This window comes from Paenibacillus sinopodophylli (assembly GCF_005930355.1).
GTDB classification, from domain to species: Bacteria; Bacillota; Bacilli; order Paenibacillales; family Paenibacillaceae; genus Pristimantibacillus; species Pristimantibacillus sinopodophylli.
Window position 1 is genome coordinate 24,159 of sequence record NZ_VDBO01000011.1, and the last position, 6,548, is coordinate 30,706.

Annotated in this window: 2 protein-coding genes and 1 pseudogene; all 3 read left to right on the forward strand. The window is 47.4% G+C overall.

Annotation, left to right across the window (positions count from 1 at the left end; genetic code table 11):
* Positions 1-44: 44 nt before the first annotated feature.
* Entirely contained in the window at positions 45-1,385 is a 1,341-nt protein-coding gene (glmM, locus tag FGT79_RS24620) for a phosphoglucosamine mutase (RefSeq protein WP_138755497.1), read from the forward strand.
* Between the two features lie 659 nt (positions 1,386-2,044).
* A complete protein-coding gene (gene glmS, locus FGT79_RS24625; RefSeq protein ID WP_138755498.1) occupies positions 2,045-3,877 on the forward strand; it encodes a glutamine--fructose-6-phosphate transaminase (isomerizing) in 1,833 nt (610 codons plus the stop codon).
* 691 nt (positions 3,878-4,568) lie between these two features.
* Positions 4,569-6,548, forward strand: a pseudogene (locus FGT79_RS31350) (hypothetical protein); the annotation flags it as partial.

Sequence of the window (6,548 nt, forward strand, 5' to 3'; positions counted from 1 at the left end):
GTAGGAATAAAGCATGCAGTTTACGACAAAGGGGCATTTTAATTATGGGGAAATATTTCGGAACAGATGGTGTGCGCGGTGTAGCCAATCGCGAGCTTACGCCAGAGCTAGCATACAAAATCGGCCGCTGTGGCGGCTACGTGCTTACGCGCAAAGCGAATAAGCCAAAAGTGGTAATTGGTCTGGATACACGTATTTCGGGACCAATGCTTGAATCCGCGCTAATCGCAGGATTGCTGTCAATCGGCGCTAGCGTTATTAAGCTTGGCGTCGTTTCTACACCAGCGGTTGCTTATATTACACGTGAGCTGGGTGCTGATGCGGGCGTTATGATCTCGGCTTCACATAATCCTGTTGAAGATAACGGCATTAAGTTTTTTGCAGGTGACGGCTTTAAATTGTCGGATGATACCGAGCTCGAAATCGAGCAATTAATCGATGCGCTTACAGATGAATTGCCGCGCCCAGAGGGCGGCGATATCGGAGCGGTATCAAGCGATAAAGGTGCTAAGCAGCGTTATTTGGATTATTTGAAAACGACGATTAAAGGCGAGTTCAGCGGTCTCAAAATCGTACTAGACTGCGCGAACGGCTCGGCATACGAACTTGCTCCTTCCGTGTTCCGCGAGCTTGGAGCGGACATTATCACGGTAGGCGCTGAGCCGGATGGTCTTAATATCAATGCAGGCGTCGGCTCGACGCATCCTGAATATTTGCGCGAGCAGGTATTGAAGCAGGGAGCGGATCTTGGTCTTTCTTTTGACGGGGATGCGGATCGACTCATTGCGATTGATGAGAAAGGCGATGAAGTAGACGGTGACTTCATCCTGTGCATTATAGGCGACGCGATGAAGCGGGCAGGCAAGCTGAAGGAGGATACGGTTGTCACGACCGTTATGGCCAATATTGGCTTCTTCAAGGGCGCGGAGCGCATCGGCTTGAAAACGGCGCAAACAGCAGTAGGTGACCGTTATGTAATGGAAGAAATGCGTCGCGGCGGCTTCAATCTGGGCGGCGAGCAATCGGGACATGTGATTTTCCTCGATCATATTACAACGGGTGACGGTATTCTGACGGCGCTGCAGCTTGTCGATACGCTTGCGGCATCGGGTAAGAAGCTGAGTGAGCTCAAAGGACTTATGCGCAAATATCCTCAGAAGCTTGTCAATGTTCGCGTAGCGGACAAGAGCTTGTATCAAGGCAATGCGGCAATCGAAGCAGCGGTTAAAAGCGTAGAGCTTGAGCTTGGCGATAACGGCCGTGTGCTTGTGCGTCCTTCCGGAACAGAATCGCTGATTCGCGTTATGGCGGAGGGTCCTGATAAGGATCAAGTCGAAGCCTATGTGGACCAGATCGCTCAAGTTGTGAAAAGCGAGCTGGGCTAAGCGTCTCGAGAGTGAAGTCGAAGACTGGTCCGTTCATGCAGTTGACAGGTCTTCGACTCCTTATTTTGAAATATAGGATAGTAGATTATTTCGCCAACATTCTCTATATTTCTACGCGAAAGGTTAGCTTATACCACCGCCAAATGATGGCTTTAGTCGTTTAGGCTTGGAAGATATTCGCATAATTTCGCAACGCATGGTTGCACAGCAGACACAAAATGAATATGATAGTTAGTGTGATTCAAGAAGGAAAGCGAGGATAGAGGTTATTAAAGCAAGATAAGCGCCAGAGCTTGCGTGATGAACGAGCTGCTGCCCACCTGAGAATGGGGGTATATAGCAGCTGTTCATACGGGAAGCTGACGAGGTGAAGGTGTTCGAAACATTCGGCGGGGACCTTCCGGTATTACAAGCCAACCGAAAGCTGTTACGTAAAACGTCCGGGCGACCGGTCATACAATCGTGCAGCAGGCTTATTGTGATTCGTATTCATCACTCCCGTATGTCCAAGATGCCACCTGTGGGGTGGGCACGGGCAGAGGGGTTACATTATCCGCAACGACTGCGATTATTTTGTGACATCTTCATATTGCCTGTGCCACGCAATGGCGGCATCCGACTTGGGCGGGAAAATAACCTATTCGGAGGCTTATTAAATTATGTGTGGAATTGTAGGATATATTGGTAAACGTGACTCTCAGAATATTTTGATCGAAGGATTGAAGAAGCTTGAATACCGGGGATATGACTCTGCTGGGATCGCGGTCTTCACCAAGAACGGGCTTGAAATTACAAAGTCCAAAGGACGTTTGGCGAATCTTGAAGGCTTGCTGCGCGAGGAGCCGCTTGAAGGCTTTGTCGGAATCGGGCATACCCGCTGGGCTACTCACGGCAAACCGTCTGACGTAAACTCGCATCCGCATACGGACAATTCGGCTAAGTTTTCTGTCGTACACAACGGTATTATTGAAAATTATTTGAACCTCAAAGAAGAATTGGTTGCCAAAGGGCATATTTTCGTATCGGAGACCGACACGGAAGTTATTTCTCATCTGGTAGCTGATGAATATAACGGAAACATCGTAGAAGCGGTACAACGTGCGGTGAAACGTATGCGTGGTGCATTCGCACTCGGCGTATTGACTGAGTTTGAACCGGAACGTCTAGTAGCGGTTCGTTTTGCAAGCCCGCTTGTTATTGGCGTTGGCGAAGGAGAAAACTTCATCGGATCAGACATTCCTGCAATTCTTGAGCATACACGTAACGTGTACATCTTAAATGACGGCGAAATGGCGATTCTGACAAAGGATTCCGTCGAATTGCTGACGACAGAAGGCGAAAGTATTTCCAAGGAAATATTCCATGTCGATTGGGATCTAGTGACGGCGGAGAAAGCCGGATTTGATCACTTCATGTTGAAAGAAATTTATGAGCAGCCAAAAGCTTATCGCGACACGATGATGAGCCGTATATCGGAAGACGGCAAGTCTGTTGCGTTGAAAGAGCTGGGCATGACTGACGAATATATTAAATCGATTCGCAAAGTACACATCGTTGCTTGCGGAACGGCTTTCCATGCAGGTCTTGTCGGCAAATCGGTTATTGAGTCGCTTGCGCGCATTCCGGTAGAAACAGATGTAGCATCGGAGTACCGTTACCGCTCGCCGATCATCACACCGGATACGCTTGTTATCGTAGTTAGCCAATCAGGCGAAACAGCAGATACGCTTGCTGCTCTTCGTGAAGCACAACGAAATGGCGCTCGCGTACTCGCGATCACAAACGTCGTAGGCAGCTCGGTTGCCCGTGAAGCGGATCATGTATTGATTACTTGGGCGGGTCTTGAGATCGCGGTTGCATCAACGAAAGCTTATACTTCTCAGTTGATTGCATTCTATCTATTCGGTCTTCACCTAGCTAGCACGCTGGAGAGCAAAGATGCTGCTTATATCGAGGAAGTGCTTGCTGCTATGCATAAGCTTCCAGAGCAAGTTGAACGCATTCTTGAGCAAGCGCATGTGTTGAAGCAAGTAGCAGAGTCGATCTCGCATCACAAGCACCTGTTCTTCATCGGTCGCGGTGTCGACTATGCAGTAGCGCAAGAAGGCTCGCTGAAGCTGAAGGAAATTTCGTACATTCACTCCGAAGCTTATGCAGCTGGTGAGCTGAAGCACGGTACGTTGGCTCTAATTGAGGATGGCATTCCGGTTATCTCATTAGTGACGCAAGAAGAGCTATACGAGAAAACACTTAGTAACATTAAAGAAGTGAAAGCGCGTGGAGCTCACGTTCTCGGCATAGCGAACGAAGGCAGCGAAGAAGAGGTAGCGAAATCTGTGGATGAGCTGTTCGCAATTCCTAAGACACTTCCAATCCTGTCGCCTGCATTATCTGTTATTCCTCTGCAGCTAATCTCCTATTATGCATCGCTTGCGCTTGAGCATGACGTGGATAAACCACGGAATTTGGCGAAGAGTGTTACGGTGGAGTAGGGAGCAATAGGAATTGTTGTTAAATGTCCCAGTCTAAAAAAGTGTGGAACCAGTAAATAATGTTTGGAACCATAAATGAATTGATATAATTAATACATCTAAAGGGTAGCCTGATGAATTTATTTCGGGTTACCCTATTTTTGTTTTTAAGAATGATTTCAATCTCGAATATGGAGCTTGTGTTCCAATTTTAGGAAGAAAATAAAGTTGTAGACTGATATTTGGAGCTTGTGTGAGACAAGTTAGTTTGAAATATAATTTTAGAACGCCAACGTTTACCTACCCTTTTTTCTTGTTGATCTACCCGCCCGGGTAGGTCATTTTTTGTTTTTCAACCATTATACTTAATCTAGGTTTGCCTTACGGAGAGCGAGTATTTAGATCTTTATAAGTGGGACTTATTCAAACATCTAATTGCTGGTAATCCAGATGCCTCTGAGTCAATACATAGGTTTAGGCACATAATGTCCCCGGGCTCTTCTCCATTCCTCAGCACAAAGTAACGCAAGTGGTCCACCATCTTTGCTGCCAGCATTACTCAATCAGACCAACACAGAAATACTCTGACAAAAAATACAGGAATCGTATCGAAAGCTTTGATGGGAGGGATAGAGTTTAGAGGTGGGGTAGTCGAGTATGGTTGTTATTTTTTCAGAATAGAAATGGGATTACAAGGAGGAACAAGATAGTTATGAAGCTTTTGAAACGCAGATCGCTGATTTATCTTTTAATAGTAAGTATGCTGCTGACGTTGATAGCTGGGCCTGGAACGGCTGAGGCAGCAGCTTCTAATTGGGTTATGGTGGATGGCGGTGGGACTACTGGCCTGAATGTGAACACTTCGAGTCATGCACCGCAAGCTATGCGTACGGCTGTACACCGTAATATTCTGTATGCAGCCTGGATTGAAAGGGCATCGTCAGTTAATCAGGTTCGAGTAAAAAGCTTTAATGGAACAGCATGGAGAAGCGTAGACGGAGGCGGTGCGACAGGTCTAAATATAAATTCAGCAGAGCGAGCGCTTAACCCTTCCTTAATTGTATATGAGGATATTTTATACTTGTTTTGGGAGGAAACGGGTAAGATTCGCGCAAAAAAATACGATGGAACCAGTTGGATCAGTGTGGATGAAGGCGGCTTGAATGGAAGCGCTTCGGCAACATCGTCTGCTCCACGCATGGCGGTCTTGAACAACAACCTTTACGTAGCTTGGCATGAGAAGGTAGACGGCGGAGTTAATCAGATTCGAGTAATGAGCTTTGACGGTATCAATTGGACGAGTGTCGATGGCGGAGGCTCTACAGGTTTGAACGCAGATCCTTTGAGTTCTGCAACCTATCCGACGATGGCCGTATTTAACAACACTTTATACGTTTCTTGGTATGAATATGGTCGTTGGGCTGCACAAGTGAGAGTAAAGAAATATGATGGCTCCAGTTGGATTAGTGTCGATGGTGGAGGAAGCGACGGCATAAACGTAGATCCTTCTTTCAACGCATTAGCGCCCGAATTAATTGAATTTAATAATGAGCTGTATGCAACATGGTATGAGAGTAGTCAGATTAGAGTCAAGAAGTATGATGAAACAAGCTGGACGAGTGTCGATGGCGGAGGTTCAAATGGCTTAAATGTATATGTTAACAGGGCCGCATCTTTTCCTAAACCGATGGTGTTTAATAATGATTTATACCTTACATGGCTCGAAGATAATGGCACGACTAGAGCTCAAATTCGGGTGAAAAAGTATGATAGAACCAGTTGGTCATCTGTAGATGATGGTGGTTCAAATGGTATTAATGCCGGTTTTGTCGATACAGCTTGGGAACCTTCCCTGCAACAATTCAATGGTGATTTATATGCTTTTTGGGGTGAAGCAAATGGTTATTCCGGTCAGGTTAGGGCAGCCAGGATGTTGATTGACGCTGACATTCCGACCATCAGTACACAGCCAGCAAATCAGGTGGTAAATGTGGGAGGAACGGCGACGCTTAGAGTGACGGCTTACACCATAGACGGCGGGACGTTAAGCTACCAGTGGTACAGCAATACCAGCAACAGCACCTCCGGTGGTATGCCTGTGACTGGAGCGACCAGCGCAAGCTATAACGCGCCGACTGCCACTGATGGGATTCTGTACTATTACGTCGAGGTGACGAATACAAATTCGCGCGCTGTGGGAACAAAATCAGCGAGCATTACGAGCAATATTGCTTCGGTAACAGTGAATGCGCTCGTGAACGCGGCTACGCCGAGCATTGGGACGCAGCCAGCGGATGCGACGATTGAGGTTGGAGGAACAGCTACACTTAGCGTAGCGGCGAGCGTGAGCGATGGAGGTGTATTGAGCTACCAGTGGTACAGCAATAGCATCAATAGCACGAGCGGAGGCGCGTTCGTGAATGGAGCGAGAAGCGCTAGCTATAATGTACCGACGGCAACGGCCGGCACGAGGTATTATTTCGTCGTAGTGACAAACACGAATATGAGCGTGAGCGGAACGAAGGTGGCTGGCGTGATAAGTGGTGTAGCTCAAGTGACGGTGAACGAGCTTGTTAACGCAGAGGTGCCAAGCATTGGGACTCAGCCAGCGGATACGACGGTGAACGTTGGAGGAATGGCTACGCTTAGCGTAGCGGCGAGTGTGAGCGATGGAGGTGTACTGAGCTATCAG

What these genes read in the sequence shown, in the direction of transcription:
- glmM (WP_138755497.1), top strand. Translation starts at nt 45, where the DNA reads ATGGGGAAATATTTCGGAACAGATGGTGTGCGCGGTGTAGCCAATCGC.
- glmS (WP_138755498.1), top strand. Translation starts at nt 2,045, where the DNA reads ATGTGTGGAATTGTAGGATATATTGGTAAACGTGACTCTCAGAATATT.